This is a genomic window from Marivivens sp. ABH4_498, from assembly GCF_056160585.1.
This window is the reverse complement of sequence record NZ_JBSWXL010000005.1, coordinates 15,478-40,451: the sequence shown is the minus strand read 5'-3', so window position 1 is coordinate 40,451 and position 24,974 is coordinate 15,478. Positions and strand designations below refer to the sequence as shown.

At 55.3% G+C, this 24,974-nt stretch carries 30 protein-coding genes and 1 pseudogene; 12 read left to right on the top strand and 19 right to left on the bottom strand.

All coding sequences use genetic code 11. From position 1 onward, the window contains the following. Nucleotide 1 precedes the first annotated feature (1 nt). Genes ACXAGA_RS11885 through ACXAGA_RS11875 form a run of 3 tightly spaced genes read right to left on the bottom strand, consistent with a single transcriptional unit; the run spans nt 2 to nt 2,202 of the window. Nucleotides 2-937, bottom strand: a complete 936-nt coding sequence (locus tag ACXAGA_RS11885; protein WP_475117691.1) for an ABC transporter substrate-binding protein — start codon at nt 935-937, stop codon at nt 2-4. A gap of 15 nt (nt 938-952) precedes the next feature. Continuing rightward, the gene (locus tag ACXAGA_RS11880; RefSeq protein ID WP_475117826.1) at nt 953-1,765 is read right to left on the bottom strand and encodes an ABC transporter ATP-binding protein; all 813 of its coding nucleotides are present in this window, start codon (nt 1,763-1,765) and stop codon (nt 953-955) included. 17 nt (nt 1,766-1,782) lie between these two features. Beyond that, nucleotides 1,783-2,202 (bottom strand): DUF1636 family protein, encoded by a 420-nt coding sequence (locus tag ACXAGA_RS11875; RefSeq protein WP_475117690.1) that lies wholly within the window; start codon nt 2,200-2,202, stop codon nt 1,783-1,785. A 96-nt stretch (nt 2,203-2,298) separates the two neighbouring features. On the opposite strand from ACXAGA_RS11875, the gene ACXAGA_RS11870 reads away from it, so the two are divergent. The 4 genes from ACXAGA_RS11870 to ACXAGA_RS11855 all read left to right on the top strand — a co-directional run bounded on the left by ACXAGA_RS11870 (nt 2,299) and on the right by ACXAGA_RS11855 (nt 5,315). After that, nucleotides 2,299-2,703, top strand: coding sequence for a Fur family transcriptional regulator (locus tag ACXAGA_RS11870; protein WP_475117689.1), 405 nt, complete (start codon nt 2,299-2,301; stop codon nt 2,701-2,703). A gap of 11 nt (nt 2,704-2,714) precedes the next feature. Further along, nucleotides 2,715-3,683 carry a CobW family GTP-binding protein gene (locus ACXAGA_RS11865; protein WP_475117688.1) on the top strand — a complete coding sequence of 323 codons (969 nt, stop codon included), beginning with the start codon at nt 2,715-2,717 and terminating at the stop codon, nt 3,681-3,683. After that, on the top strand, nt 3,668-4,735 hold the full coding sequence (locus tag ACXAGA_RS11860) for a WD40 repeat domain-containing protein (RefSeq protein WP_475117687.1): 1,068 nt from the start codon (nt 3,668-3,670) through the stop codon (nt 4,733-4,735). The genes ACXAGA_RS11865 and ACXAGA_RS11860 overlap by 16 nt, the downstream gene beginning before the upstream one ends. Before the next feature lie 388 nt (nt 4,736-5,123). After that, entirely contained in the window at nt 5,124-5,315 is a 192-nt protein-coding gene (locus ACXAGA_RS11855) for a DUF1289 domain-containing protein (protein WP_475117686.1), read from the top strand. Nucleotides 5,316-5,680: 365 nt separating this feature from the next. Here ACXAGA_RS11855 and ACXAGA_RS11850 read toward each other — a convergent pair whose 3' ends face one another. Beyond that, entirely contained in the window at nt 5,681-6,571 is an 891-nt protein-coding gene (locus ACXAGA_RS11850; protein ID WP_475117685.1) for a LysR family transcriptional regulator, read from the bottom strand. 101 nt (nt 6,572-6,672) lie between these two features. On the opposite strand from ACXAGA_RS11850, the gene ACXAGA_RS11845 reads away from it, so the two are divergent. Both ACXAGA_RS11845 and ACXAGA_RS11840 read left to right on the top strand, forming a co-directional pair. Further along, entirely contained in the window at nt 6,673-7,431 is a 759-nt protein-coding gene (locus ACXAGA_RS11845; protein WP_475117684.1) for an SDR family NAD(P)-dependent oxidoreductase, read from the top strand. Further along, on the top strand, nt 7,428-7,793 hold the full coding sequence (locus ACXAGA_RS11840) for a carboxymuconolactone decarboxylase family protein (protein ID WP_475117683.1): 366 nt from the start codon (nt 7,428-7,430) through the stop codon (nt 7,791-7,793). Before ACXAGA_RS11845 ends, ACXAGA_RS11840 begins: the two co-directional genes overlap by 4 nt. Before the next feature lie 279 nt (nt 7,794-8,072). Here ACXAGA_RS11840 and ACXAGA_RS11835 read toward each other — a convergent pair whose 3' ends face one another. From ACXAGA_RS11835 to nhaA, 3 genes are all read right to left on the bottom strand, one after another. Further along, entirely contained in the window at nt 8,073-8,684 is a 612-nt protein-coding gene (locus tag ACXAGA_RS11835) for a hypothetical protein (RefSeq protein WP_475117682.1), read from the bottom strand. Nucleotides 8,685-8,923: 239 nt separating this feature from the next. After that, nucleotides 8,924-9,892, bottom strand: coding sequence for a sodium-dependent bicarbonate transport family permease (locus ACXAGA_RS11830; protein ID WP_475117681.1), 969 nt, complete (start codon nt 9,890-9,892; stop codon nt 8,924-8,926). A 21-nt stretch (nt 9,893-9,913) separates the two neighbouring features. After that, a complete protein-coding gene (gene nhaA / locus ACXAGA_RS11825; protein WP_475117680.1) occupies nt 9,914-11,107 on the bottom strand; it encodes a Na+/H+ antiporter NhaA in 1,194 nt (397 codons plus the stop codon). A 98-nt stretch (nt 11,108-11,205) separates the two neighbouring features. Between nhaA and ACXAGA_RS11820 the strand changes: the two genes are divergently transcribed. Both ACXAGA_RS11820 and ACXAGA_RS11815 read left to right on the top strand, forming a co-directional pair. Then, nucleotides 11,206-12,120 carry a hydrogen peroxide-inducible genes activator gene (locus ACXAGA_RS11820; RefSeq protein ID WP_475117679.1) on the top strand — a complete coding sequence of 305 codons (915 nt, stop codon included), beginning with the start codon at nt 11,206-11,208 and terminating at the stop codon, nt 12,118-12,120. 141 nt (nt 12,121-12,261) lie between these two features. Then, entirely contained in the window at nt 12,262-14,034 is a 1,773-nt protein-coding gene (locus tag ACXAGA_RS11815) for a purine-cytosine permease family protein (RefSeq protein ID WP_475117678.1), read from the top strand. 46 nt (nt 14,035-14,080) lie between these two features. Here ACXAGA_RS11815 and ACXAGA_RS11810 read toward each other — a convergent pair whose 3' ends face one another. Then, complete coding sequence (locus ACXAGA_RS11810; RefSeq protein WP_475117677.1) at nt 14,081-14,563, bottom strand: DUF8051 family protein; 483 nt, start codon at nt 14,561-14,563, stop codon at nt 14,081-14,083. Beyond that, entirely contained in the window at nt 14,560-15,204 is a 645-nt protein-coding gene (locus ACXAGA_RS11805; protein WP_475117676.1) for a TetR/AcrR family transcriptional regulator, read from the bottom strand. The genes ACXAGA_RS11810 and ACXAGA_RS11805 overlap by 4 nt, the downstream gene beginning before the upstream one ends. 183 nt (nt 15,205-15,387) lie before the next feature. On the opposite strand from ACXAGA_RS11805, the gene ACXAGA_RS11800 reads away from it, so the two are divergent. Next, nucleotides 15,388-15,531, top strand: coding sequence for a hypothetical protein (locus ACXAGA_RS11800; protein WP_475117675.1), 144 nt, complete (start codon nt 15,388-15,390; stop codon nt 15,529-15,531). A gap of 74 nt (nt 15,532-15,605) precedes the next feature. On the opposite strand, the gene ACXAGA_RS11795 is transcribed toward ACXAGA_RS11800, so the two are convergent. From ACXAGA_RS11795 to ACXAGA_RS11775, 5 genes are all read right to left on the bottom strand, one after another. Continuing rightward, nucleotides 15,606-16,604 (bottom strand): endonuclease/exonuclease/phosphatase family protein, encoded by a 999-nt coding sequence (locus ACXAGA_RS11795; protein WP_475117674.1) that lies wholly within the window; start codon nt 16,602-16,604, stop codon nt 15,606-15,608. Continuing rightward, the gene (locus ACXAGA_RS11790; protein WP_475117673.1) at nt 16,601-17,638 is read right to left on the bottom strand and encodes an ABC transporter ATP-binding protein; all 1,038 of its coding nucleotides are present in this window, start codon (nt 17,636-17,638) and stop codon (nt 16,601-16,603) included. Before ACXAGA_RS11790 ends, ACXAGA_RS11795 begins: the two co-directional genes overlap by 4 nt. A 10-nt stretch (nt 17,639-17,648) precedes the next feature. Then, nucleotides 17,649-18,500 (bottom strand): ABC transporter permease subunit, encoded by an 852-nt coding sequence (locus tag ACXAGA_RS11785; RefSeq protein WP_475117672.1) that lies wholly within the window; start codon nt 18,498-18,500, stop codon nt 17,649-17,651. A 9-nt stretch (nt 18,501-18,509) separates the two neighbouring features. Next, the gene (locus ACXAGA_RS11780; RefSeq protein ID WP_475117671.1) at nt 18,510-19,391 is read right to left on the bottom strand and encodes an ABC transporter permease subunit; all 882 of its coding nucleotides are present in this window, start codon (nt 19,389-19,391) and stop codon (nt 18,510-18,512) included. Between the two features lie 67 nt (nt 19,392-19,458). Further along, complete coding sequence (locus ACXAGA_RS11775; RefSeq protein WP_475117670.1) at nt 19,459-20,760, bottom strand: extracellular solute-binding protein; 1,302 nt, start codon at nt 20,758-20,760, stop codon at nt 19,459-19,461. A gap of 199 nt (nt 20,761-20,959) precedes the next feature. Between ACXAGA_RS11775 and ACXAGA_RS11770 the strand changes: the two genes are divergently transcribed. After that, nucleotides 20,960-21,952, top strand: coding sequence for a LacI family DNA-binding transcriptional regulator (locus ACXAGA_RS11770; protein ID WP_475117669.1), 993 nt, complete (start codon nt 20,960-20,962; stop codon nt 21,950-21,952). A 21-nt stretch (nt 21,953-21,973) separates the two neighbouring features. On the opposite strand, the gene ACXAGA_RS11765 is transcribed toward ACXAGA_RS11770, so the two are convergent. Together ACXAGA_RS11765 and ACXAGA_RS11760 are read right to left on the bottom strand one after the other, a co-directional pair. After that, a complete protein-coding gene (locus ACXAGA_RS11765; RefSeq protein ID WP_475117668.1) occupies nt 21,974-22,150 on the bottom strand; it encodes a hypothetical protein in 177 nt (58 codons plus the stop codon). An 18-nt stretch (nt 22,151-22,168) separates the two neighbouring features. Next, nucleotides 22,169-22,768, bottom strand: coding sequence for an SDR family NAD(P)-dependent oxidoreductase (locus ACXAGA_RS11760; protein WP_475117667.1), 600 nt, complete (start codon nt 22,766-22,768; stop codon nt 22,169-22,171). On the opposite strand from ACXAGA_RS11760, the pseudogene ACXAGA_RS11755 reads away from it, so the two are divergent. Then, nucleotides 22,686-23,138 (top strand): annotated as a pseudogene (locus ACXAGA_RS11755) (AraC family transcriptional regulator N-terminal domain-containing protein); the annotation flags it as partial. The gene ACXAGA_RS11760 and the pseudogene ACXAGA_RS11755 sit on opposite strands and share 83 nt — an antisense overlap. Before the next feature lie 49 nt (nt 23,139-23,187). Then, complete coding sequence (locus tag ACXAGA_RS11750) at nt 23,188-23,391, top strand: AraC family transcriptional regulator N-terminal domain-containing protein (protein WP_475117666.1); 204 nt, start codon at nt 23,188-23,190, stop codon at nt 23,389-23,391. 110 nt (nt 23,392-23,501) lie between these two features. Here the strand turns inward: ACXAGA_RS11750 and ACXAGA_RS11745 are convergent, their stop codons facing one another. The 3 genes from ACXAGA_RS11745 to ACXAGA_RS11735 form a co-directional block, all read right to left on the bottom strand. Continuing rightward, a complete protein-coding gene (locus tag ACXAGA_RS11745) occupies nt 23,502-23,855 on the bottom strand; it encodes a DoxX family protein (RefSeq protein ID WP_475117665.1) in 354 nt (117 codons plus the stop codon). Next, nucleotides 23,852-24,319 (bottom strand): peptide-methionine (R)-S-oxide reductase MsrB, encoded by a 468-nt coding sequence (gene msrB, locus ACXAGA_RS11740; RefSeq protein WP_475117664.1) that lies wholly within the window; start codon nt 24,317-24,319, stop codon nt 23,852-23,854. Before msrB ends, ACXAGA_RS11745 begins: the two co-directional genes overlap by 4 nt. A gap of 74 nt (nt 24,320-24,393) precedes the next feature. Next, the gene (locus ACXAGA_RS11735; protein ID WP_475117663.1) at nt 24,394-24,945 is read right to left on the bottom strand and encodes a fasciclin domain-containing protein; all 552 of its coding nucleotides are present in this window, start codon (nt 24,943-24,945) and stop codon (nt 24,394-24,396) included. Nucleotides 24,946-24,974 lie beyond the last annotated feature (29 nt).

Below are 24,974 nucleotides of genomic sequence, written 5' to 3'. Positions count from 1 at the left end.
GTTATTCAGCCCAAAACGCTTCGGCGAGGGTCTTGATCGCCTGAATGTTGCGCGGTCCCGGCGTGGCCTCGACATATTCCAGCGTCACGAACCGGTCGTTCTTGACCGCGTCGAGATCGGCGAAGGCTGGATTCGACATCATGAATTCGCGTTTCTGTTCTGCGGTGACTTCGCCGTAGTTGACGATCATGATCACCTCTGGGTTCCGCTCGACGACCTTTTCCCAAGTCACAGTCGCCCAGCTTTTCTCGAAGTCGTCCATAATGTTGACGCCGCCTGCGGCCTCAATCAGCGCAGTTGGCATCGCATAGCGGCCAGCAGTAAAGGGCGTATCCTCGCCGCTGTCGTAGACAAAGACTCGCAGCGGCTCGCCGGTTTCCAGCTGACTAGTGAAGGCCGCAAGTTCGGCTCGGTAGCCGTCAACCAGTTCGGCAGCTTTGTCTTCGACACCAAAGATCGAGCCAAGGTTCATGAGGTCAGCATACATCATGTCGATGCTGGCCTTTTCGGTTTCCATGATGTGGGTGCAGCTTTCCGTCAGTTCGTAGACCTGCACACCGAAGGGTTCGAGTGTTTCAGGCGTGACCTCGCCGCCGACCTTCATTCCGTAATTCCAGCCCGCAAAGAAAAAGTCAGGATCGGCTCCGACAATGACCTCTTTGGATGGGTACTTGGCCGAAAGTTCAGGCAGCTCTTCCACACCCGCCCGCATCTCCTCGTCGAGCGTTTTCCAACCGGAGATGCCCGTGTAGCCAACCATCCGATCGGCCAGCCCAAGCACCAGCATCATTTCGGTCAGATTTACGTCGTTAGAGATTGCGCGCTCTGGCGGCGCGTCGAAGGTGACGGTGCGGTTGCAGCTTTGCACCGTGGTTTCCGCGAAAGCCATACTCGCGCCGAAGCAAAGCGCTACTGCGCTGAATGCGATATGTTTCATCTGGTTAGTCCTATTTTAGAGATGGAATGTCATATGTTTCGTGTTGCTGGGCGCTAGATGTTCGCGCCGCGCTGTCACGTGAAAGGCCTTCGAAATCGCGATCTCGGAGAACACGTCTGGCGGTGTGCCAAAACCGACAGCTTTTCCGTCGTCTAGCAGCAGCACATGGTCGCAGACATCTGCGGCCATGTTCAGATCGTGCAGCGAGGTAACAATCGTCACGGGGAGGTCCCGGATCAGTTTCAGAACCTCAAGTTGGTGCCGAATGTCGAGGTGGTTGGTAGGTTCGTCCAGGATCAAAAGCCGAGGCTCTTGCGCCAGCGCACGGGCGACCATCACGCGCTGACGCTCTCCACCGGACAGCGTACCTAGATGTCGCTCCGCGAAACCACCAAGGTCCAGTCTCTCGAGCGCGCCCGCAATAATGTCAGCATCCCTTTGACCTGATGTGCCCCCAAACCCAGTCCGATGCGGTGTGCGGCCAAGAGCAACGATCTCGCGAACAGTCAGCGCAAAATCTGTGGGCTGCTCTTGCAGAACTGCTGCGACCTTGCGCGCTGCGTCTCGCGCGGAGATCTTCCAGATATCGTTGTCATCAATCTTTACCGACCCACTTGTGGGACGGTGATACCGGTAGAGCAGTCGGAGCAGCGTGGACTTCCCTGCGCCGTTGGGACCAACGATACCGAGGACCTGACCGGGCGAGAGATCAAAACTGATTGGATGCAGGACTGGATTGCGGCTTCTAGGCGCATGCCAACTCGCGCCTTTGACGGAAAGACACGCGCCGCAAGTGAGTTTGGTGTCGGACTTGCCGGAAAGCGACATATCCTCAGCGATATCTTTCATGTCTCGGCCAATGTTAGGTCTGAAACGAGCGGGGATTGGCTGTTTGGCGGCGGTAGCCGACCCAGAATGCTCGCTTGTAGTGGAACGGGCCGATCCTTTCGCTCAATAAAACCCTCAGACACGTTCGAATACTGAGAGACCAGTTCGAAAAGTGCGTCGACATGAGTGTCATCGTCAGGATCAAGCTCCCCGAACACATAGGTGAACCGCCCCTCAGCGGCCAATGATACGATGCAGGATCGCTTGCATTGGCTCATGCATTGCACGCCACGCAACTGCATCTGTGGATCATCATCTCGGGCGAGCTTTTCGGCTACGCGACGGGCCAAACGAGATCCGCCGCGTATATCGCACGCACCTTCGCGGCCATCGCGGCATGTCACGCAAATCGATAGGATCGGTTTGTCCGCATTCATAGCAAGAACGCCCCCAAAATGTAACGTTGCAACATTGTGTTTAGTAACTGCGCTTGTTACGTATAGTCAAGAGCCATAGTGCTAGGAGGATATGCTGTGGAAAAACGCTCAAAACGCGTCACCCATGCCGACCGTGTGTTCAACTATCTGCAGACGCAAGATCGTCCGGTATCTGCCTACGACATTTTGGAAGGGCTGCGAGATGACGGCGTGACAGCGTCGACCACCGTTTATCGTGCGCTGGAAAAGCTTCTGGACGCAGGGAAAGTCCACAGGATCGAGTCGCTCAATGCGTGGACTGTCTGCTGCGGCGTGCACGACGGAAAGACGCCGGTTTTTGCCATATGCGACGACTGCGGAACTGTGACCGAGCATGTCGATAATGACTTTGCTGACAGTATAGCAGGCTTGTCCAAGCGAACCGGTTTCGCCCCCAATCATTCAGTGCTCGAACTTCACGGCCGCTGCAGTGACTGCAGGACATCCGTGCCCTCTCATTGAAAGGATACCCAATGGAACAAACTGCTCAGGTTCCCGTCACCGTCCTCACCGGCTTTCTTGGAGCCGGGAAAACCACACTTCTCAATCGCATTCTGACCGAGCGCCACGGCAAGAAATACGCCGTCATCGTGAATGAGTTCGGTGAAGAGGGTATCGACAATGATCTCGTCGTCGATGCCGACGAAGAAGTCTTTGAAATGAACAACGGCTGCATCTGCTGCACCGTCCGTGGCGATCTCATCCGCATCTTGGGCGGCTTGATGAAACGCGCAGACAAACTGGATGCGATCATCGTCGAAACGACCGGTTTGGCGGATCCAGCGCCGGTTGCGCAGACTTTCTTCGTCGATCAGGACGTGGCTGACCGCACAAAGCTCGATGCCATCGTCACTGTCGCAGACGCCGTCCACCTTAACGATCAGTTGGGTGAGCACCACGAAGTTGAGGAACAGATCGCCTTCGCGGACATCGTGCTCTTGAACAAGACAGACCTTGTTGAAGCTGAGGGTTTGGGCCGCGTTGAAGACCGCATCCGCAAGATCAACCCATATGCCAAGATCATCCGTACGGAACATTGTGGAGTTGATCTGGAAGAGGTGATCGGGCTGAACGCCTTCAGTCTTGATCGCGTTTTGGAGGTGGAACCCGACTTCCTGACGTCAGATCATGACCATGAGCACGATGATGATGTGAAAAGCCTGTCGCTTACATCAGATGTTCCGCTCGATCTCGACAAGTTCCAAACGTGGTTCGGGCAACTCCTGCAGACCCGCGGGCAAGACATTCTGCGGTCGAAGGGTATCCTTGATTTCAAGGGCGAGGATGATCGTTTCGTCTTCCAAGGTGTCCATATGCTGATGGATGGATCGCCTATGGGCTCCTGGCCTGAAGGGGCGCGCCAATCGCGTATCGTCTTTATCGGTCGTGACCTCGATACCATGGGTCTTGAGGACGGCTTCAACGCATGTCGGGCAGCATGACAGCCGAAGCCGTTCGAACCAACCCGAGACGCGGCGGCTTCGCCCCCACCCAGCTGGAGCGAGAAGGCCTGAGCCTGGACACTGGCGCGCCTGTGACAGGCTCGGTTGTCGTGGGCTCGTCCATCGCGGCTGGGTTGGGAGACGGCACAATCCTCATCTTCGAACCAGACAGCCCGCCCAAGGTGGTTGAAGCCCATCAAGGTGCAGTTCTTTGCATCACAGCCGATCCAGAGACGAACTCGATCTTTACTGGCGGCGACGATGGACGATTTCTGAGAACCTCATTGGATGGCACGGTCGAAGAGATCGCGAGTTTTGGGAGTCGTTGGGTAGACTGCGTGGCGGCAGGACCAAAGCTGTTCGCTTGTTCGTCGGGTAAGACAGCCACCGTTTGGAGCGATGGAGAGGCACAACCGCGCATATTCGAACACCCAAGCACTGTCGGCGGACTGGCTTTCGATGCAAAAGGGCGTCGTTTGGCCGTTGGTCACTACGGCGGTGCCACGATTTGGGAACGCGGCAACCGTCGCTGGAAATCGACCAGTCTCAAATGGAAGGGTTCACATGGGGCGGTGACATTTAGTCCCGATGGAAAATGCGTCGTCACGTCCATGCAAGAGAACGCGATGCACGGATGGCGCTTGCGCGACAAGGCAGACATGCGGATGTCCGGGTATCCAGCAAAGGTGAAAAACTTTATCTGGATGGGCAGCGCCCCGTTTCTGGCGACTTCTGGGGCCGACGAAGCAATCTGCTGGCCGTTTGATGGCAAGGATGGGCCAATGGGCCGCTCGCCCGCAACCTGTTGCTACGGAGGTAAGCAAGTCTGCACTGCTGTGACAGGTATGCTCGGCCATGATGCGCTGCTCGCAGGTTTTGCCGACGGAGCAGTCTTGGCCGGTCGGGCATCTGAAGACGCAGAGGATTTTGTCGTGAAGGGGTCCAGCGGCTCTCCTATTGCGGCGCTCGCCATTACGTCGGACGCGTGGCTGTTCGTCGGTGAAGAGTCTGGCCGCATTCTTTGGGTACGACTGGGCGGAGGCGAAAAGTGAAGAACATGTTTGCGCCGCGAGAACGGTCGTCAGGGCGTGCTGACGAAATCAAAGTCTGGGTGAGCAAACAACTCGACTTGGATGAAAACGATTTTGTGTCTGTAGCAGAACTCACATGTCACGAGCCAGATTGCCCACCGGTTGAAACCGTTGTGACAGTGCATCATGATGACAGCTTGCGAGGGTCTTGGAAGATCCGCAAGCCCATATCGGAAGTCAGTAAGCTGGACATAAACGACGTGCTATCTAGCTCGAAAGCCTAGCTTCGATTGCTAGATGCAAATCAAAGCGTCGGGAAACTTCGACGGCAGTGGTTAACAACAGGTTATACTAAACCGGACTCGCCACGTTCGTTGATCTACCACTTTCAAACAATAAGTTCAGGTCCATGAAAAAACGTAAGAGCCCCTGCATCGATATTTGTGAATTTACTGGCCCCAGTGGCTGGTGTCTTGGCTGCGGTCGCACGCGGGAGGAATGCGTCCGGTGGAAGAAAATGAAGCCCTACGAAGCGAACATCATTGAGAAGGAACTCGTCCGTCGCATGTCGAAAATAGCCCAACTGCCTGAGGAACAGTAAGGCTGGTGGGATGTGTGTGGAAAGCGCTCTAAGAAGCTGAAAATTACCCTTCCGCGGTCTGAATGCGGCGGTGGTTTTTTCTGCGTATCGATGGTTGTTCAGTTTAGCAGCGCAAGAACGGTTTGGATTTGACTTTTTAGGTCGGATTCCAATGTCCGCTCTGACGAGACGCACTGCATCGCTGCGATGCCCGTGCTGTGGGAGCAAATGAATGCTGCGCCAGCAATAGCCGCACCTGCAAAAGGCCGGAAAGTCCCGCGCACCAGTCATTGGCGTGCACAACAGAGCGAAACGAGGGTCGCAACCGCAGCTAATGTATCAAAAGAGCCCAAACTGGGTGATGCTGCAGTATACTCAAATGTCGGCTATGCGAGTTCACTCTTAAACACTGACTTCACGAAATCGGTGAATTTTGTGAGCCTTTGCGGCCTGTACCGGTCACGATGATAGATCAGGGCCATCGGTTGTTCAGGCAGGCTCCAATCGGGCAGCAACTGTTTTAACGTACCCGCGGCGATGTCACGTTTGACGAGTGTTTCAGGCAACATGGCAAGGCCCATGCCCGCAATTGCAGCAACACGTACAGCCTGACCGGAGTTCACAGAAATTCTTGCTTGAGGGGACCAGCTTTGTTCTTCGGAGCCTTGTCTGAAACGCCACGGCTTGCGTCCGGTTCGTGAAAACAGAACTGCACGAAAGCGATTCAAATCTGATGGTGTCAGCGGTTCACCGTGTTCTTCTACATACTCACCAGACGCGCAGATCATCATTCTGTAGGGGGCGAGTTGAATTTGCAAAAGGGCGCTGTCTTCCAGCTCTCCAATGCGAAAAGCGGCGTCAAATCCACCGGCGATCAGATCTTCATTGTTATCAGACAAGGTCAATTCGATTTCTACCTCTGGTGCGATCTCGGAGAAGCTCTTTAGAGCAGGCATTAGCGCCGCTGACCCAAAGCTGACCGGCGCCGCGATACGCAGCCGCCCCTGAGGTTGTCGCTGCTGATCGCTTGCCTTGCCCTCGGAGAAATCAACCAATTCCAGAATATCCCTACATTGCTCCAGATAGCTTTCGCCAAAGTCTGTGAGCTTCTGTTGTCGCGTCGTTCGATTTATCAATTTCGCCTGAAGGTGGTCCTCTAGGCCAGCAATCCTTTGCCCAACCAAAGCGCCGCTCACATTGAGCCTAAGCCCAGCGGCGTTCATGGAACCCGCCTGAGCAACTTCGACAAAAGTGCGCATCGCAGTGAACAAATCCATTATAAAGAAATCCTTTTGTATGACTAAATAACATTGTGAATTATCACAATTCAGCTGCCAATATAGAGTCCTCTTTGTACGATCCATAGAGAGAGACAAAGATGAAAAACCAATTCGAAAACCGCGCCGTGCTTGTGACGGGCGCAGGTACTGGAATGGGGCGCGCGGTGGCGCTCGCGCTTGCGAGTGAGGGGGCGCAAGTTACGCTTTGGGGACGGCGCAAGGCACCATTGGAAGCTGTGGCGACGGAAATCCAAGACGCAGGCGGGGCTGCTCTGATCCAAGTCTGTGATATTTCTAATCCAGACGAAATTGCCGCAAACCTCAAAGCCTCCATCGATCATTTTGGGAAGCTAGATGCGGTTTTTGCGAATGCTGGGTATCTGGGTGAGTTCAAGCCGCTCAGGGATACTTTGGCTGGCGACTTTGCGGGTCTGATCCAAACGAACCTGATCGGCACGCAGCAAACGGTGGCGCAGTGCTTATCCCACATGAAAAATGGTGTCGTGCTGATAAATGCGTCTTGGACGGCTGGTGCAGTTATGCCCGGGTCTGGTGCATATGCTGCAACCAAAGCTGCTCTCCTTGCGATGATGCGCGTGTTAGCTGTCGAAGAAGGGCCGCGTGGCAATAGGATCAACGCAATTAGCCCCGGGATCATCCTGACCCCAATGGCGGATGACGTATTGGACCCGGAAATTTCCGCTCGTCTTTCCAATCATACACCACTTCGTCGCAACGGTAGACCTCAGGACGTTACAGGAACCGCAATGTGGCTTTTGTCAGAAAATTCTGAATTTGTGACGGGGCAAGACGTCGTCGTAGATGGTGGATTTACGATAGGCGGGGCGTTGAGATGACAGTCACGAACGGTGCGCAACTTGCCGAAGATCTCAACCCCGGCGTTCGGGACGTTTTAGAAGAACGGTACGGGCATCTTTTGCCTGGCATGGCCGATACGGTGATCGACATGGCCTATGACCGCTTTTATGCGCGCCCCGGCCTAGACCTGAAAAGCCGTTATATTGCAACCATCGCGGCATTGTCGGCAATGGGCGGGCAAACTGCGCCGCAACTTCGGATCAATATTGAGGCTGGGCTAAAAGTTGGTTTGAGTGAAACAGAAATCGCCGAAGTAATCTGGCAAATGGCGCTTTATGGTGGTCTTCCCGCGGCGATTAACGCGCTAAATACGCTGCGGTCTGTAATTGACGGGACATAACATACGTTGGCGGACCTTCGCATTCCGTGTGGCGAAGGTCCGTTTTGTCCCCCATTGCCGGTTCGGTAAAAGCTAAACCGCAGCGGTCGATCAGGGGCCTATCGGCAGCTTTGGGCCGAAAAAGCAACGCAGCGAATGACCGCTTGGAACCCATAGCGGCGGATGCTGCGGTATGCGCCAATGTCGGCTTTCACAGCCTTCCGTCCGACAATGCCATAGTCGTCAAGTTCTAAAATCGAACTCGCAGAATGGTTGACCTGCTTCTAGCGTTGCAGAAAATCAGTTAGCCTTTACCTCGTCAAAAAAAACAGCGTGCTTAGGTTGCCATTCCGATGTCATTGCAACATTCCCCAGCAACATGCCTGCATCCAGACTAAGCAAAGCTTCTTCATTGATGGGATCGCCGTTGTTCCGGTTTATGGTGGTGCGTACAACCATAACGGAATACTGGCATCCTCCAACCTCCAACGCAGTGTTTTGCATTGTCTCCATGACGAACGACCCGCGATCAACTTCGTTTCCGTTCACGAAAATTGAAACCGGGAATCTATAGGTAATACCAACTATGTTGAGGTCAGCCTGTTTTGCGTCTTCGCTCATTTTCAGTTGGATATGGCTGGACGAGGATTTTCTGTCTACGGCGACAACACCGTTCCAGTAAGTCGTCATCACTTTTTCAAACGAGCCGTTTCTGGTCATCTCTCTTTCTTCGATGACCGTACCATCCGCTGTAACCGTATTGGAGACTACTAAACGTGGTTCATCCCGCGTCAAGATGAAGGAACTTCCACTAGCGAGATCAATACAGTCCGCAATGGCTGGAACTGCCAAAAATGTAAGACACGCACCGAGGCAGAAGCTGCCAATACGTTGTATGTTTAATTTGATCATTGAAGTCTCATTTTTGGATGCTTCTCAGAGATTTCGCGAAGGCTTTGCTTATTAACGGTTGGTCTGAGAAGTCTTAACCTGACGAGCAATTTGCCAATTGGCTAGGTGTTTATTTCCTCTGAGCCTACACCAAAGCCGACATTGGCGCAGCCGCAGCGAACTGGCGCTTCGTCCCGCACTGCAGGCCGTGGTCATCGGAAATATGGACGCTTGCTGCGCCTAATCATATTTCAGGCGCACTACAGCCAGCTTGCCAGTAGGAAATATAGTGGCATGCCTAGGGTTAGGTTGAACGGGAAAGTGACGCCTAGCGCTAGGGTCAGGTAGATGCCGGATTTCGCCTGTGGAAGAGCCAGCCGCATGGCGGCGGGGACGGCGATATAAGAGGCGGAGGCGCTTAGGACCATCAGCAGGAACGCACCTCCGGTCGATAGACCAATGAGACTCGCCAGAGCAAGGCCAAAGAGGCTGCCCACAACTGGCATCACGCAACCGAATACAAGCAACCCACCAGAGATATCCTTGCGGTGTTCCATCAGGCTACGACCAGCCGACAGCCCCATGTCCAGTAGGAAGATCGCCAAGACACCTGTGAAGGGCACGACGATAAAGGGATGCAGATCGTTCAGGCCCGATTCACCCGTAATGGCACCGATGGCAAAGGACCCTATCAATAGCACAATCGACCCGTTGCCCAATATGTGCCGCATAAGCGTGCTATCGACCGCCGTAATCCCGCCCTTGCGCGCCGCGATCCACAGGGCCGACATAATGGCTGGCACTTCCATAACAGCCGCAACGGCGACGAGGAAACCTTCGGACGTGATGCCGCGCGCTTCGAGCATGCTGACTGCAGTGACGAAGGTAACGATAGAAATTGATCCGTAATGTCCTGCGACGGCAGCGGCATTCAGCCCGTCTAACCGTGTCATCAGCCGCAACAGCCCATAGGCCACAAAGGGCAGGACAAAGGACAGCACGATCCCAGACCCCAGCGAGGCGACCAGCTGGGCATCAACCCCGCTTTTGGCGACGGCTGCCCCGCCCTTGAACCCGATAGCAAGCAGCAAATAGATCGACATGACCTTCGCTGCGCCTTCCGGAATTGACAGATCGCTGCGAGCAAAGGCGGCGATCAGGCCAAGGACGAAAAACAGGATTGTAGGCGCGAGCAGGTTGCTCGCCAAGGCGGCGACTGAGAGTTCCATGACTGTCCCTTTGATTTTTGGTTATTCTGCGGGGCTGGCAACAGCCGCAGGTTTGGGGGCCGCGCTGCGCAGAACGGCAAACCCCAAGAGACCCGACAGGATAGATCCAGAGATCACACCAAGTCGCACAGCGTTCATCGCTGCGTCCGCGCCAAAGGCCAGCGACCCGATGAACAAGCTCATGGTGAACCCGACACCCGTTAGACAGGCCACACCATAGACATGGCGCCATTCGACCCCCTTGGGCAGTTTGGCCAGACCGCTTTTCACTCCGATCCAAGTAAAGGCTACAACACCCACCTGTTTGCCCATGAACAGGCCCGCAGCGATACCCAAAGGCAGCGGTTGCAGAAGATCGGCAAGGGATACGCCTTGCAGGTTCACCCCCGCATTGGCAAAGGCAAAGATTGGCAAGATCAAAAAGGCGACCCAGTAATGCAGGCCTTTTTCCATGCGATGCAGCAGTGTCTTTTCGTGATCCGCTGCCTTCATCGGGATGGTCAGTGCTATCAGCACACCCGCCAGCGTGGCATGGACACCGGATTTCAACACACACACCCACATAAAGATGCCGATCAGCACATAGGGCGAGGCCGTTCTGACGCCCATACGGTTCAGCGCAACCGCCAGCGCAAAACCAAGCATCGATAGGGTCAGGGCGTTGGTTGATAGATCTGCGGTATAGAACACCGCGATGATCACAATGGCCCCAAGGTCGTCGATGATTGCAATCGCCAGCAGGAAGATTTTCAGCGTCACGGGAACGCGGCTACCCAAAAGCGCAAGGATACCAAGCGCAAAGGCAATGTCAGTCGCGGTCGGGATCGCCCAGCCGATCAGGTTTTCTGGTGTGCCAAAGTTGATCGCGAAAAACACCAGCCCCGGCACCAACATGCCACCGACAGCCGCCAGAACAGGCAACACGGCTTTATCAAAGCTGGACAATTCGCCGGCCAGCACTTCGCGTTTGATTTCGAGCCCCACAAGGAAAAAGAAGATCGCCATCAACCCGTCATTGATCCACAACAGGGCGGGTTTGGCGATTTCAAAACTTCCGACACCCACCGTGATGTAGGTACCCAGGAAACCTTCGTAGAACGGGGCAAGCGCCGTATTGGCAGCGATGACAGCAAAAACCGCCACCCCCATCAGCACAAGGCCTGCGCTGGCCTCCATTTTCATAAACGCTTGAATGTGGGTCAGGGTCTTTTTCATTGCGGTCCTCGGGTTGGGCAGGGGTACGCAGTGATATTGCTTGAATTATACATAATTAAAAATATAAGTTAGCTATTCATAATATAGGTAAGAGCTATATGAGACCTACCTTTCGCCAGCTGGAATATATCGTTGCCGTGGCCGACACGGGCCAAGTTGGGCGAGCCGCAGCGCAATTGAACGTCAGCCAGCCCAGCCTGTCTGCCCAATTGGCCGAAGTCGAAACCGATCTTGGCGTGACCCTGTTTGAACGCGGGCGCGGCGGGGCAAAGATCACTCCGATCGGCAAAGAGATCGTCCGGCGTGCGCGCCAGATTTTGCACGAGATGCAAGATTTACGTGCCGTGGCGCATGGCGGCGGCATTTTTCAGGGGCGCTTACGGCTTGGGGTTTTGCCCTCTATCGGCCCCTATCTGTTGCCCGGGGTCGTGCGCCGCCTGCACAAAGAGCACCCCAGCTTTCGTCTGATCGTTCGCGAGGAAAGCACACGGGACCTAGCCGAAGGGTTGCGGACCGGACGATTGGACATGATCATCTCAACGCCCGAAGATCACCCAGGCGCGCGCAAGGCGCATCTGTTCACTGAACACCTGTGGGCCGCGGTGGCGCTTGATCACCCGCTTGCTCACGGCAGATCATCGTTGGAAATCCGTGACCTACAAGGGCAGACGCTTTTGACGTTGGGATCAACCCACAGACTGTCCCACATCGTTGCAGGGCTGGCCGCAAGCGCCGGAGGTCGCGTTTCGGACGAATACGAAGGCACCAGCCTTGATGCGATCCGGCTGATGGCCGCGACCGGCGCAGGCATTGCCATTCTGCCCAGCCTCTATGCCGCGACCGAAGCCCGAAGGGGCACCGATGTCAGTCTTATTGCCATCAACGACCCTGTGGCGAGCCGAGACCTGGCGCTAATACAACCCCAGTTGCCAGAGCCGCGGCCCGGCAGCGACGTTTTGGCGGATATTCTGCGCCATGAAGCCAAGACGCTTATCAATAAACCAAGCGAATAGCGGCACTATTTTCAAATGAAACATAATGAGACGATTTAAAGTAAATGACTGCAGCGCTGGAACCGCATGTCATGTGTGCCCGTTGATGTCATGTCCACGTGAAAAAACCGTGAGACTGATTGAAACTAAAAAATAGATGTAATGAGCTCTCTAGCGACACCAGACCCCTCCGCCCCTTCTTTTACCCCGAATGGGGCGAAACCCCGCCACCACCGCAATGCGATCCCTCCTGCCGCCCGCCACGTCCGTGGTTGGCGGTACTTTGCGGGCCTATTCGGGGGGGAACATATCGCCGCGACCGAATTCGTGATCGGCATCACCTTTGTGACCATGGGGGTCGGCGCAAAAGAACTGTTGCTTGGGCTATTGATTGGTAACCTGCTGGCCGTGATCAGCTGGACCTTGGTCACAACACCGATTGCCGTCGAAACCCGTCGGTCTCTTTTTGCGTATCTAGAGCAGATCACCGGGTCTTATTTCAGTAAAATCTACAACATCGCAATTCTGCTGTTCTACGGTGCCTTGGCGGCCGCAATGATCACTGTCTCGGCCTATGCGGTCCGTTTTGCTTTTGGATTGCCGGTGCAGTTGGCGCCTTATCCGACGTCTTTCGCATTCATCTTGGTTACCCTGCTGCTTGGGGCCGTGGTGATTGTGGTTGCGGCACGCGGCTTTGAAACCATGGCCAATTTTGCGACCATTTGCGCGCCTTGGATGCTAGCTTGTTTTGTGTGCGGCGGCGTTATTGCTTTGCCGTTGCTGGCGCTTCATGTGACTGGGTCGACGGGCTTTGACGGGTTCTCGGGCTTTATGAACATCGCGGAATCCTCGATCTGGCAAGGCACGACTCCAGAGGGCGAACCCGGCATTTCCGTTTGGGAAGTGGCCGCCTTTGCATGGGCGAACGGTGCGATGGTGCATTTGGGCCTGATCGATATGGCAACCTTCCGCTTTGCCCACCGCAAATGGTACGGTGTTTTTTCGGGCGTTGGCATGTTTTTGGGGCACTACATCGGTTGGATTGCTGCCGGTCTGATGGGGGCAGGGGCCGCTGTTGTGTTGGCAACCCCCCTGATGGCGCTGGATTCCGCTGACGTTGCCTATTCCGTTCTTGGTTATGTCGGCGTGTTGGCTGTGATTTGTGCCGGTTGGACCACGGCAAACGCGTGCCTGTATCGCGCGGGTTTGGCTGCGGCGACCCTGATGCCGTCGTATTCGCGGGGCAAAGTCACCGCGATCGTGGGCGTATTCATCGTCATTGCGGCGTGTTTCCCATTCGTGGCGCAGTCGGTCATGCCGCTGACCGTTTACGGCGCGATTTTGCTGTCACCCATTGGCGCAATCGTCATTGCCGAACATTACCTGCTGCCGAAACTGGGGCTGACACGGTATTGGTCGCGCTATTTGGGTCATTCCCTGAACCCTGCGGCGCTGCTGACGTGGGGTGTCGCGCTGGCCTTTGCGGCTACGATGTTGGCAACCGGTGCTATGAGCTTTTACTTCATTTTCCTGCCTGAATATGTGATCGCCCTGATCCTTTATCCGATCGCAGCCGCCATGATGGGCGCGCGGGACACATGGCCGTCGGACGAAGCACGTCAGGCCGAGCGAGAGGCTATTTTGACCCGCTTTGAACAAAAGCGTTTGGCTGAACATGGCGAAGAGATGGAAGAAGATCCGTCGAATGAACATACAGCGCGTCTGGCGAAATGGCTTCTGGTTGGCGCTGGTACGGTCCTGATCTTTATGATCGCATTCGCCCTGCGCATCGCGTTCACTGCGCCGGATCCCAGTGTCTTGGGAACCATGCTCGAGGATTATTTTCTGATCGCCGCAGCTTTGACCGCAACGTATTTCCTGATGGCCATGGCCGCGATGAGCGCGACAGACGGGCCAGAGGGTGCCGAGCAATAAATATGCGAACGGGTGGGCGGCGTAGTTGCGCGGCCCACGGTTCAATTTATTTTGCAGCCATCGTTGCAAAGACAACAATGCCGATAGTGACCGCGGCAAGCAAAATTGCCGCGCCAACCGACACATGAGGTTGCCCGTTCTGGGCAGCTTTTGTTTGCTTTTTCGCTTGCCACCCGAACCCTATCAACGCGACCCCAAGGACCGTTCCGACGCATTCAAGCGCCGTCAACACTGGCGGCATCGGGGTCGTCGATACGGGGAAAATGACAAAAAGGTCCGACAGGTACACCGCGGCAAAGGCAATGCCGATCGCGGGCGCAAACCAACCAACCACCCGACTGCGCCAGACCCGCCACGACAGGATCAGGCTGCCCAGTCCCAGAACCGTCAGAAAGACGTTAAAGGCAACAAGGACAGCAACTGGGTAGGCTGGAAAATTCCGTGTTTCGACAAAACCGCCAGGAACCATAAGGGCAAGGTTAACAGCGCTTAGCGCAAGTAAAACAGCGACGATGCGGGAATAGGTCATTTCAGGTCCTTGGACGGTGGGAAAAAGGGCGCGGCCAGCAGATCGAAGGATCGTTTGGATAGATCTGCTGCGTCGCTTTCGGGCAGGTCTGTGCCATGTTCTGCGAACCAGCGGTCGATCGTCGCCGCAAGGTTCAGCGCGATCGCCGAAAGAAGGTTCAGCGGCATATCGGCGCGAATGGCGCCAACGGACTGACCAGCGGCAATCAGCGTTTCAATCCTGCGTTCCAGCGTTTTCAGCGGCTCTGCATAGGCGTCACGTGCTGCGATTTCGCGATGCAAAACGCGGACTAATTCGGCAAACTTTGCGTCGTCGGTCAAGGCGAACCTTAGGCGGTCACATAGACCCGCAACGGCGGTCCAAAATTCGTTCACTTGGGTGGTGTTCAACGCGGCCGCCTCGTCGATCACCCCAATCCGTTCCAAGCGGCGATCAAGGGTCGCGCGAAACAATTCTGCTTTCCCAGCAAAGTAGTGATAGGTCCGCCCCTTGCTTTCCCCAGCTGTCGCGAGGATCCGATTGAATGACGCTTGTTCGAACCCGAACGCGCAGAATTCCGCCTCGGCCGCGTCCAGCCATTTAGCGCGAGCCTTGTCGTCCAGTTCGGCCAGACGCTTTCTTGTTTCGGATATTTCGACCATTTATAGACCACCAGTCTAAATCAATTTATTGCATCTAGACTGGTGGTCTATATGCTGTCAATGGTACAATGTATTGCGTATCGTGACAGGCGCCGCCCGCAGTTGGGCATCCAATATGCATTTAATAGAGCCGTTTTCCCATGATGCAGATTTGGAATTCGCCCCATTGGCCCAATTTTAAACATGGCGCGGCTGGGGCTGATCAAAGGCCTGCATGCAGGTCTGTTGTCCGATGAACGGCAAGAGATTTTCTTGCGGGCGGTCACGGGCAAAGCTTTGGCCAGTTTCGGGATCGAAGGCGTGCCGCTACCGCAGTTTTCCAATTGAAATCGTGCGGGCTGCGACGGGCCGCTGTAAAGCGTTCTATACAGCGCGCCGCCGCATGGACCGTTCTGTTGATATCAGGTGACTGTACAGTTTGTTATGATCAAATCGTGGTCCGATAGTGGGGCCGGGCCGTTTAGCGATGGCACGATGCGGGGCGACTGCGTACCGATGCCGCGGCATGCGAACCAATCCAGTTTCATCTTGCGGTCAGGGTGGCGCGTAATCAGGCTGGGGCGGGTGGTCATGCCATCCGCCGTCCCGTCCCAGTGATAGCCCTGGTCGATGGCGCGCTGAAACAGGGTTTCGGACTGCCAATCGAAATCGGGCGGCATGTGGTTGCCGGTATTTAGGTCGCCGCCGATCACAGCAGGCAAATCAGGCGCAAAATCATCAATTGCTTCCATCAGCATATCGAACTGCGCTGCGCGGTGGGATTGGTCTGCGTTGCTTTCCAAATGGGTGGACACAACGCAAATGGGGCCGGTGTCGGTGTCAACCTCGGCCAGCATTGCCATCCGTCCGCCGATACGCGGCTGACCGGGATCCGCGCCATAATCGGTCGAAAACCAGTGCCCGTGATCATCCAGACGGATCATGGCCACGCGATGAAACGGAACAGAGGACAAGATCGCATTCCCGTGCCATCCACGCGCGTTTTCACTGTCTGTACAGAATTCGCGTTCGGTGGGGCTGCCCAGGCCAAGTTCGAAAAATTCGACGCCATAGATATAGGCCATGCCCAGATGGGCGGCGATTTTGGCTGTGGTGTGGCGTTGATCTGTGCGGGCCATGCCGTGATCGACTTCAGATAATAGCACGATATCCGCGCCTTGGGCCCGCAAAACGCTGGCGGTTTGTTCTGGGAACAGGCAGCGTTCAACGTTCCACGCGGCAATCGTGAACCTGTCTGGCAGAACGGCGGTGGACGGGGTGCCTCCGGTTTGGATGAAATGCATCGCGTCGGTTTTTTCAAACAGATCGCGGTGCGCATCCGATGTGCGCGGAGCCGACAGAATTTGCGAACGCAGGTCCGCCGAGACTAGGGGCAGGTCGCTGATCGTTTCGGTGATCATAGACGGCGGCCTGTTTGCGCATCAAAAAACGAAACCGCATCTGGTTTGATCGAAATGCGCAGCGGCCCCGTTTCGGCGGTAACGTCTTTGGCAAGGCTAACCATGATCGACTGACCCGCCCACGTTGCGTGCAGAATACGGTGCGCGCCCAGTTCTTCGATCAGGGTCACGTTGATTTCAAAATCACCGTTGGGGTCGGGCAGGATATCTTCGGGGCGGATGCCCACGGTCACAGGGCCAGAGCCCGCGAAAGAGGCAACCGTTTGATCGCCGACCATCACCGCGTTGTCAGCGGCAATCGCATCCAGCAGGTTCATCGGCGGCGCACCCATAAACGACGCAACAAAGGTCGAAGCGGGCGAATGATACACCTGCGCCGGCGTGCCGATCTGTTCGATTTCGCCCGCGTTCATCACGATAATACGGTCGGCCATTGTCATGGCTTCGACCTGATCGTGGGTCACATAAACGGACGTCACGCCCAACCGACGCTGAAGCGCCTTGATTTCAATCCGCATCTGATTGCGTAGTTTGGCGTCTAGGTTCGATAGCGGTTCATCGAATAAAAACAGCGACGGATCACGCACAATCGCACGGCCCATTGCAACGCGTTGACGTTGGCCGCCAGACAATTGCGACGGTTTTCGATCCAAATATTCGATCAAGTTCAATAGTTTGGCCGCATCGATGACTTTTTGATCGATCACATCTTTGGCGATTTTGCGGTTTTTCAATCCGTAGCCGATGTTTTTGCGCACCGTCATATGCGGATACAGCGCGTAATTCTGGAAAACCATCGCGATGTCGCGGTCTGCGGGATCGACACCATTGACGATGCGGTCGCCGATATGCAGATCGCCTGCGGTTATATCCTCTAGCCCTGCAATCATGCGCAGCATGGTGGATTTGCCGCAGCCCGACGGGCCGACCAGCACGACAAATTCGCCCTGTTCGATGGTGAAACTGGCGGGTTTTACGGCCTCGAATCCGTTGGGGTAAACCTTGCGAAGCGTGTTCAGAGTAACCTGAGCCATAGTAAATTCCTTACTTATCGGATTCCGTCAGGCCCTTTACGAACCAGCTTTGGAAGAAAATGACGATGAGGACGGGCGGAAGGATCGCGATGATCTGAAGGATGTTCGATTTGCCGTATTCGGGCAGATTCGTGCCTTCTAGGGTTTGCGTGATCTGTTTGATCCCGCGCACAAGCGTGAACATCCCTTCGTCCGTGGTGATCATGGTGGGCCACAGGTATTGGTTCCACCCGTAGACAAACATGATGATGAACATCGCGGCGATCATGGTCCGCGACAGCGGCACCAGAATGTCGACAAAGAATTTGATCGGCCCCGCGCCGTCAATGCGGGCGGCTTCGATCAACTCTTCTGGGACGGAACGGAAAAACTGCCTGAAAAAGAACGTGGCGGTTGCCGATGCGATCAGCGGAATAATCAGCCCCTGATATGTGTTCAGCATCCCCAGTTTCTGGACGATTTCATAGGATGGCAGGATGCGCACCTCTAGCGGCAAAAGCAGGGTGGTAAAGATGATCCAGAACGAAAACGTCGCGAATTTCAGGCGGAAATAAACGATCGCATAGGCGGCCATCATTCCGATGACGATTTTGCCAACCGCAAATCCCAGCCCTAGGATCAGCGAATTATACAGCATCCGCAGGCCCGTGTTTTCGCCGCTAAACCCCGACGCTTCGTACATCGCTTTTTCAAAGTTTACAGGGATCTGATCGCCGAACACCAAACCGGGGCCATTGCGCATGGTTTCCAGATCGGGCGTGGACGCCATTTGCAGCAGCATCGCTACCGGCAGGATCATGATCAACGATCCGATGACTAGGACCGTGTGATCCACAATGGTTTCTAATTTAATACGTTTCATCGTGGCCCCTTAGGTGTAATGGATGCGGCGTTCGACCATGCGGAACTGGAATACGGTCAGCGCAAGGACCAGCACCATCAGCACAACAGATTGCGCCGACGATCCGCCCAGATCATTGCCGCGGAACCCGTCCACATAGACGCGGTAGACCAGCGTCATTGGGTTGTTGCTGGGTTCGCCTTTGACCATCGTATCGATGATGCCAAACGTGTCGAAAAGCGCGTAGGTGATATTGATGATCAGCAGGAAAAACGCGGTCGGCGCCAGCAAGGGAAAGGTCACATCCCAAAACCGACCCGTTGCGGAACGGTTGTCGATCAGCGCGGCTTCTTTCACTGATTTGGGGATGGATTGCAGGCCCGACAGAAAGAAAATGAAATTCACGGGCAGCTGTTTCCAGACCGAAATGACAACCATCGCAAAAGCGGTGTCAAAATAATCCACGCCCAGTCGGAAATCCCATCCGAACAGGCCAAAGAAATCCTTGAGCGGGCCCCAAGATTGGTCAAACAGGACCAACCCAATCACGCCCGCAACAGGCGGCGCGACGGCATAGACCCACATCAGCAACGTACGATAGGTTTTTGCGCCCTTGATGACTTTGTCCGCTTTGACCGCCAACAGCAGCGCCAGCGACAGCGACAGGGCTGTGACCAATAGCGTGAAAATAACCGTGAATTGCGCGGATCGCAGATAAGCGGATGATTTCAACAGCGATGTGTAATTTTTTATACCGACAAAGGTTTCACCGAAACCGAACGGGTCCTGAAGGAAAAAGGACGATCGCACCGCTTGGGCGGCTGGCCAGTAGAAAAAGATAAGAATGATGGACAGCTGCGGTAGCAGCAAAAGCATCGGTAGCCACCGTGTCGAAAATCCTGCGCGTTTCATGAAACCCCCTAGAATGTCGATTGGCGGCCGCATCGCTGCAGCCGCCAACCGTGTGTGATGCAGACGATTAGCCTTGGGTCATCGCAAAGCGCGACAGCAGTTCGTTTGCTTCGGTTTCGATGGTTGCGAATGCGTCATCTACGGATGTTTCACCGGTCAGGATGCGGCCGAATTCACGGTTCATCACGTCACGGATTTGAACGTAGAAACCCATGCGGTAGCCTTTGGTGTTTTCACCCGATGCCAGCGACAGCTGTTGGATGCCAACCTCGGCGGCTGGGAAACGATCATAGTGACCGTCTTCTTTGGCCAGTTCGTAGGCAGCGGTGGTGATCGGCACATAGCCGGTTTCGCGGTGCCACATGTACTGAACCTCTGGCGATGTCAGGTATTCAAAGAATGCGGCGGTTGCTGCGTTTTCTTCATCCGACTGGCCAGCCATTGCAAACAGCGATGCGCCGCCGATGAATGTTTGGGTTGGTTCGGTGGTGACGGATTCCCAATAGGGCAGGTAGGTTGCCGAAAATTCAAATGGCAGGTCTTTTTGCATCAGGCCGCCAAACGATCCCGAAGATCCCAGCCAGATAGCAACATTGCCTTCTTCAAACGGGGTTTGGTTGTCGTCCCACGATGCGCCGTACCAGTTGTAGAAACCGTCATCCATCCATTCTTTGACGTTGGTCCAGTGCATTTTCAGTTCGTCAGAATTGACTAGGATCTGAGTGTCAGCACCGGTGTAACCATTGTCGTTCGTGGCGAACGGCAGGTTGTGACGGGACATAAAGTTTTCGACGAAAATCCATGGTGAATGGGATTGTGCCAGCGGCGTGTAACCCGCAGAAACCAGCGCAGGCGCGGTGACGGTTTCGAATTCTTCCCATGTTTTTGGCGCGTCGACACCGGCAGCGGCCAGCGCATCAACGTTGAAATACATGATAGGCGAAGACGAGTTGAACGGCATGCCGATCATTTTGCCGTCTGCGTCAGCATAGAAATAACGCACGCCCGAGATGTAGTCGTTGATGTCGAAATCAACACCGTTTGCTTCTAGCAGGTCCTGCACTGGGATCGTTGCGCCCTTTGCGCCGATCACGGTCGCGGCGCCAGCGTCAAACACCTGCATGATGTTCGGCTGTTCACCTGCGCGGAATGCTGCGATGCCAGCGGTCAGGGTTTCCTCATAGGTGCCTTTGAATACTGGCGTGATGGTGTAATCTTCTTGGCTTGCGTTGAAATCAGCAGCGATCTGGTTGACGGTGTCGCCCAGTTTGCCGCCCATAGCGTGCCACCAGGTAATTTCAGTTTCAGCGAAAGCAGTGTTGGCAACCAGCGCAAGGGCGGCAGCCGAAACAAAAGACAAATGTTTCATTCTCATTCTCCAATCAAAGCCGTTTGGCCTTGGGTTAGACAACGCCCCGAAATTGGACGCGGATGCATGGGGCCGACCGGTATTCGGCCAGCGTTTCGCCAGATGCCTGCGGGGGATTGATTCCACTTGCACAGCATCTGCACACGTGTTCACATAGCGATGTTGTGTAACGCCAAAATGACATGAGACGAAATTTTTTATGACTGGTCAAAAACGCAGGGTTACCGCCGCCGATGTGGCGAAATTGGCGGATGTGTCCCGATCCGCGGTGTCGCGGGCATTCACCGAAGGCGCCTATTTGGATGCGGAAAAGAAACGGCGCATCCTGGCTGCGGCTGATCAGTTGGGGTATCGGCCCAACGCGCTGGCCGCCAGTTTACAGGGCGCTGGGTCCAATCTGGTTGCTATCTTTGTGGGCGAAATGCCCAACCATTACGACAAAGAGGTCGCCGCCGCGTTGGTCAATGGTCTGAACGCAGCGGGCAAATGGCCGATTGTGATTGGTGGGGCAGGGGATACGGCAAAATCAGCCATTCAGAACGTCCTGCGCTATCCATTGGAATCCATGATCCTGCGATCCGGCAGTTTGGGCGCAGACGTCGTGTCGTCCTGTCTAAAACTGGGCATTCCCGTTATTTCATCGGGCCGCATCGTCGAAGGCCCGAACGTCGATAACATCTGCGTCCGGAACGACGCCGCGATGGCGTTGATGACCCAGCACCTGATCCAACAGGGGCGCAGAAAATTCGTCTATCTTTCAGGGCCAGATAAATATTGGTCTACGGCTGCGCGGTTCGACGGGTTTGACCGGACGATCAAAGCGCAGGGCATTGACGCTGTGGCGCGACTTTATGGTGATTACACGGTTATGGGCGGGTTCAACGCGGTGCAGGGGATCAACGATTTTGCGGATATCGATGCCTTGGTCTGTGCCAACGATGCGATGGCGTTGGGGGCGTTGATGTGTTTCAGGCAAAAAGGCATTGCCGTGCCCAAGGATATCGCCGTGACGGGGTTCGATGATATGTCGATGGCAGAGTGGCCCGATATGGACCTGACCACTCTGCGTAATCCGATAGAGCCATTGGTGGCGGGGACGATCGATCTGATTTTGTCGCGACAGGCGAACCCTGATCGACCCGGGGAAACCAAATGGCTGGATGCGGAATTGATCCTACGCGGAACCCATTGATGGGGGGCGTCTATCGACGGGTTACAGGGCCCACTGGAAACCAACGGCTTTTTCGGAAACGTCCCGCAGGCGTGTCATGACGGCTTTGTCATAGGCGTGCGGGTTCAAGGTGCCTTTGCCGACGGGGCAGACAAATTCCATACGGCCGGTCGGGCCATATAGCGCACGTTGCGCCAGCCCGTTTTCAGTGGCGCACATGACCTCGGGGTATGATCCTTATTCGGCGGTCTGCACCATCGGCGTTTTGGACATGATGTTAAACATCAATCGCATGAACCAGCTGCCGCTTGTCGTGATCAGCGACGTCGCCGAAGACCCCGGATGGCAGACATAAACCTCGACCTCGGTGTGGCCTGCGGCGGCCAGACGGTCCTGCAATTCGTATGCAAACATCATCTGCGCCAGTTTGGACTGCGAATAGGCGGTGTTGGGACCATAGTCCTGTTCCCAGTTCATATCGTCAAACTTGATGGTCTTTAGGCCCATATTATAGCCAAGGCTGGCAACAATGACGATCCGGCCTTGGCTTTGGGCGATGCGGTCAAACAAAAGGCCCGACAGCAGGAAGTGACTATAGTGGTTGGTGCCCAGCTGGCTTTCGAAACCGTCGATGGTCAAGGCGCGTTTCGGCACCTGAGCGATCGCCGCGTTTTCGATCAGCGCGGCGATGCGCGGCACGGTTTGCAGCACCTCTTTGGCGGCGGCGCGCACCCTGTCCAGAACGGACAGGTCCATGCGGATAAAGCTAACGTCGGCATCCGCGCCGGTGATAACAAAGGCTTTCCCGACCAAAGGCCCAAACGTTCTGATGTCCAACCCTTCGCTCCGAATGGCATGTTGGTCATGGTCTGTCTCCTGCCGGTGTTGCTGGCGAAATGTTGGGTATCTGCATTTTCTGGATGGGAACATAATCACCCAGCCGATCCGAAATAGGCGTGATTGTCCTGAATTCTTGCCTGATTGTATCAGCCGTATTGATTTGCGTTATCCGTGCCGCCAATTTGGGGGCATAACGAAAACACAGATCAAACACCCAATCGACCATCACCTGCCAGAAACTGGGCTGGTCGATACCGCAATAAAAGGCGTGCAGCTGTTCCGCGTGACCGAAGCGGTGCCATGTGTTCCGGTTGTATATGAACCAACGATCGTTGTTATCCTTGGTGGCGCAAAAGAGGCCATTCTGGACGGCCAGCATCATGTGTATGATAGCAGCCGCTACATGGTCTGCCCCCATGACCCTACCGGTCGAGGCGGGGTCGCTGCAGGCATCACAGACAGACCCGCTGGTTGGCGTTGTGATCAAGGTAGAGCCCCGCATGATGCGCGCGCTGGCGATGGATACCCAAGCGGCTGATGGCGGCATCAAACAGTCGCACGGCGACGCGTCACAGGCGTTGGCTCTGGCGTCTTGGGATGGCCAGTCCCCACGGGAATGAAGCCATTCGGCGCAGTGCGCCGCGCGATTGATGTAGCGCATAGTTAGGCTGATGCGCGGGCCCACGCCAGATGGGGCTATCTGGCTGTGCTTGCATGATTTGGCACAGGTCTATGTCCGACAGGCAGAGGCTGCGGCCAACATTAAACAGCCACCCGCCAGCGCCCAATTTTTGATGAAAATAGACATTTGCCACGGATCGGAGGGCACAAAATGGAAAACGCTGGTCGCAAGGCAATAAAGGGCCAGCGCCCAGGCGATGGGTCTTAGAAACTTGCTCGCAATCAAAAGATATGCTGCCAACGCGTTGAATGCCAGCGCGGGCCAAATCAGCCAGTCCGGCAACCCAAAGCCCGCCAAAAGCGCTTGGGCCGGGTCGGGGTTGATTGCTTTTTGTGCTGCGCCGGCGACAAATAAGACCGCGATTAGATATCGCCCCGCGATCCATTCAAATCGATTGATCATCCTGCAGCGACAAAGGCCAGACTAAGGCCATTCAGACAATGCCGTTTGCCCGTTGGTTCTGGTCCGTCATCAAAGATGTGACCCAGATGGCTGCCGCATCGACGGCAGTGGACTTCGGTTCGGACCTGAAAGATGAACTTTCGATCTTCTTTTGTACCAACGGCATTTGGCAGGCTTTCAAAGAAGCTGGGCCAGCCGGTTCCGCTGTCGTATTTTGCGGCCGAGCTATAGAGTGGCAGATCGCATCCACGACAGTGGAATGTGCCAGAACGCGATTCATCGTTCAGGGGGCTTGTGTATGGGCGCTCGGTTTCTTCTTCGCGCATCACAAGGTATTCGTTTTCGGTTAGGCGCGCGCGCCATTCGGCTTCGCTGCGACAAATTTCATAGCCACATGTCGCGGCCTGAAGAGGGTGGGCGGCTAGGGCGGCACCCGTGGTTAACAGAAATGCTCTGCGGTTCATGTGTCACCTCATTTGGAAATGCGGGGACAAGCCAGCCAAGGAAAGCTGGCTTGTCCGATAGATTTCTGGTCGACTTATTTTGGAACAAGGACCGCGTTCACAACGTGGATCACGCCGTTCGACTGATCGACATCCGCGATGGTCACAAGGCTGGCGTTGCCGCTTTCGTCATAGATGTAGACGTTGTTGCCTTTGACCTGTGCCGACAAAGCGTCGCCCGAAACAGCATTGAAGTGGTAAAAACCATCCGACGAGGCGCGTGCCTGACGTGCGATTTCGGCAGCGGACCAATCACCGGCGACCACATGGGCTGTCAGAACTTTGACCAGCATATCTTTGTTTTCAGGCAGAAGCAGGGTGTCCACCGTGCCATCGGGCAGAGCGGCGAATGCATCATTCACAGGCGCAAAGACGGTGAAAGGGCCGGGGCCTTGTAGCGTTTCAACCAGACCAGCGGCCTGTACAGCGGCAACAAGCGTGGTGTGATCGGCGGAATTTACTGCGTTTTCGACAATGTTTTTGGTTTCAAACATAGGTGCGCCACCCACCATCGGGTTTTCGGCGTTAGCGGCTGTTGCAATGGTCAGTGCTGTAACGGCGGTGGCCAGTTTTGATACGATTTTCATTTGAGTCTCCTCTCATAATTGCCCGCAAT

Excerpts from the sequence above, each read along its gene's own strand:
- ACXAGA_RS11850 (WP_475117685.1), bottom strand. The coding sequence starts at position 6,571 with ATGGATTTGTTCACTGCGATGCGCACTTTTGTCGAAGTTGCTCAGGCG.
- ACXAGA_RS11775 (WP_475117670.1), bottom strand. The coding sequence starts at position 20,760 with ATGAAACATTTGTCTTTTGTTTCGGCTGCCGCCCTTGCGCTGGTTGCC.
- ACXAGA_RS11785 (WP_475117672.1), bottom strand. The coding sequence starts at position 18,500 with ATGAAACGTATTAAATTAGAAACCATTGTGGATCACACGGTCCTAGTC.
- ACXAGA_RS11810 (WP_475117677.1), bottom strand. The coding sequence starts at position 14,563 with ATGACCTATTCCCGCATCGTCGCTGTTTTACTTGCGCTAAGCGCTGTT.
- ACXAGA_RS11815 (WP_475117678.1), top strand. The coding sequence starts at position 12,262 with ATGAGCTCTCTAGCGACACCAGACCCCTCCGCCCCTTCTTTTACCCCG.
- ACXAGA_RS11765 (WP_475117668.1), bottom strand. The coding sequence starts at position 22,150 with ATGTGCGCCACTGAAAACGGGCTGGCGCAACGTGCGCTATATGGCCCG.
- ACXAGA_RS11875 (WP_475117690.1), bottom strand. The coding sequence starts at position 2,202 with ATGAATGCGGACAAACCGATCCTATCGATTTGCGTGACATGCCGCGAT.
- ACXAGA_RS11885 (WP_475117691.1), bottom strand. The coding sequence starts at position 937 with ATGAAACATATCGCATTCAGCGCAGTAGCGCTTTGCTTCGGCGCGAGT.
- ACXAGA_RS11865 (WP_475117688.1), top strand. The coding sequence starts at position 2,715 with ATGGAACAAACTGCTCAGGTTCCCGTCACCGTCCTCACCGGCTTTCTT.
- ACXAGA_RS11845 (WP_475117684.1), top strand. The coding sequence starts at position 6,673 with ATGAAAAACCAATTCGAAAACCGCGCCGTGCTTGTGACGGGCGCAGGT.
- ACXAGA_RS11860 (WP_475117687.1), top strand. The coding sequence starts at position 3,668 with ATGTCGGGCAGCATGACAGCCGAAGCCGTTCGAACCAACCCGAGACGC.
- ACXAGA_RS11800 (WP_475117675.1), top strand. The coding sequence starts at position 15,388 with ATGGCGCGGCTGGGGCTGATCAAAGGCCTGCATGCAGGTCTGTTGTCC.
- ACXAGA_RS11805 (WP_475117676.1), bottom strand. The coding sequence starts at position 15,204 with ATGGTCGAAATATCCGAAACAAGAAAGCGTCTGGCCGAACTGGACGAC.
- ACXAGA_RS11820 (WP_475117679.1), top strand. The coding sequence starts at position 11,206 with ATGAGACCTACCTTTCGCCAGCTGGAATATATCGTTGCCGTGGCCGAC.
- ACXAGA_RS11735 (WP_475117663.1), bottom strand. The coding sequence starts at position 24,945 with ATGAAAATCGTATCAAAACTGGCCACCGCCGTTACAGCACTGACCATT.
- ACXAGA_RS11855 (WP_475117686.1), top strand. The coding sequence starts at position 5,124 with ATGAAAAAACGTAAGAGCCCCTGCATCGATATTTGTGAATTTACTGGC.
- ACXAGA_RS11835 (WP_475117682.1), bottom strand. The coding sequence starts at position 8,684 with ATGATCAAATTAAACATACAACGTATTGGCAGCTTCTGCCTCGGTGCG.
- ACXAGA_RS11830 (WP_475117681.1), bottom strand. The coding sequence starts at position 9,892 with ATGGAACTCTCAGTCGCCGCCTTGGCGAGCAACCTGCTCGCGCCTACA.
- ACXAGA_RS11780 (WP_475117671.1), bottom strand. The coding sequence starts at position 19,391 with ATGAAACGCGCAGGATTTTCGACACGGTGGCTACCGATGCTTTTGCTG.
- msrB (WP_475117664.1), bottom strand. The coding sequence starts at position 24,319 with ATGAACCGCAGAGCATTTCTGTTAACCACGGGTGCCGCCCTAGCCGCC.
- ACXAGA_RS11770 (WP_475117669.1), top strand. The coding sequence starts at position 20,960 with ATGACTGGTCAAAAACGCAGGGTTACCGCCGCCGATGTGGCGAAATTG.
- ACXAGA_RS11745 (WP_475117665.1), bottom strand. The coding sequence starts at position 23,855 with ATGATCAATCGATTTGAATGGATCGCGGGGCGATATCTAATCGCGGTC.
- ACXAGA_RS11790 (WP_475117673.1), bottom strand. The coding sequence starts at position 17,638 with ATGGCTCAGGTTACTCTGAACACGCTTCGCAAGGTTTACCCCAACGGA.
- nhaA (WP_475117680.1), bottom strand. The coding sequence starts at position 11,107 with ATGAAAAAGACCCTGACCCACATTCAAGCGTTTATGAAAATGGAGGCC.
- ACXAGA_RS11750 (WP_475117666.1), top strand. The coding sequence starts at position 23,188 with ATGACCCTACCGGTCGAGGCGGGGTCGCTGCAGGCATCACAGACAGAC.
- ACXAGA_RS11795 (WP_475117674.1), bottom strand. The coding sequence starts at position 16,604 with ATGATCACCGAAACGATCAGCGACCTGCCCCTAGTCTCGGCGGACCTG.
- ACXAGA_RS11880 (WP_475117826.1), bottom strand. The coding sequence starts at position 1,765 with ATGTCGCTTTCCGGCAAGTCCGACACCAAACTCACTTGCGGCGCGTGT.
- ACXAGA_RS11840 (WP_475117683.1), top strand. The coding sequence starts at position 7,428 with ATGACAGTCACGAACGGTGCGCAACTTGCCGAAGATCTCAACCCCGGC.